This window comes from Caballeronia terrestris (genome assembly GCF_001544515.1).
Lineage (GTDB): Bacteria > Pseudomonadota > Gammaproteobacteria > Burkholderiales > Burkholderiaceae > Caballeronia > Caballeronia terrestris.
This window is the reverse complement of record NZ_FCOL02000512.1, coordinates 1-930: the sequence shown is the minus strand read 5'-3', so window position 1 is coordinate 930 and position 930 is coordinate 1. Positions and strand designations below refer to the sequence as shown.

General features: G+C 52.9%; 2 pseudogenes. Both read right to left on the bottom strand.

Annotation, left to right across the window (positions count from 1 at the left end):
• A pseudogene (locus AWB67_RS43840) lies at positions 1 to 127 on the bottom strand (SOS response-associated peptidase family protein); the annotation flags it as partial.
• Positions 128 to 270: 143 nt separating this feature from the next.
• A pseudogene (locus AWB67_RS38635) lies at positions 271 to 474 on the bottom strand (hypothetical protein); the annotation flags it as partial.
• Positions 475 to 930 lie beyond the last annotated feature (456 nt).

The window sequence follows — 930 nt, the reverse complement described above, 5'->3', positions numbered from 1 at the left end:
GGATTTTTGCCTTGCTGCCTTCGGCTCGCTCCCAGTACAGGCGCGCGAATTGGCGGATGTCCATCTGAGCGCCAAACATTTTCACATACTTGCGGTAGTCCGCTTCGATTTGAGCCGAATAACACATGAGTCGCTCCGGAGTCGCTTTTTCTATCCGACTTATTACATATCAAAAACTACATTTCAGGGGTGCAGACAGCGTTGCCCTTTAGGCAGCGGTGAAGGCGGGAGGGCAGCGCGTCGAGGTTCTGGAAAAGCCGCGATTCGCGGGCCGACCTTATCGTCATGTTTGTGAGAGTGCGTCGCCCCATATTTCAGCTCGAAGTGCGCGCCCTTCCCGCTGCGCGTAGGCGGAAAATGCTCACCTTCGACACAGGTAACTTCGAACGTTCCCTTACCGTCTTCGTGCACCACCGAATAAATCCCTGAAATTTTTACGATCTCGCCCGGCTTGTATGAATTGTCGCCCGCCATCTGTTTCTCCTTTTCCGATGAAGGTGGAACAAACTGACCAGCAAGACGCGTTCCGAGGAACGGCTAGCTCGTCTAATCAACCTTCATTTTTGGCGGATGTCTTCTAATTGCACACCACCGCCTGAGCGTGGATATTGGGGCATATTGATACGCCCCTCTTGGACGCCACCATGTAGTTGCGCACGGTCGCGGACCCGGACTGCCTTGTCTTTTGAGATCGGTGCCTGACGTGCAGCGGTCGCGTCTCAGGATTGAGAATACGCGTGAAGCAGTATGCTTCGGCTGCATTTGGTAACGTAACATATTCAATTGTATTTATTGGCTGAACATTATGCCAACTTCGAAAAAGCGAAGATTAGCCAAGGTGCCGCGCAAAGGATCGAAAGTCCTTTTGCTACCCGTGGCTCGGCGAGAGTCGGATACGATGGCCCTGCGATCACGGCTTGCATTTGAGAC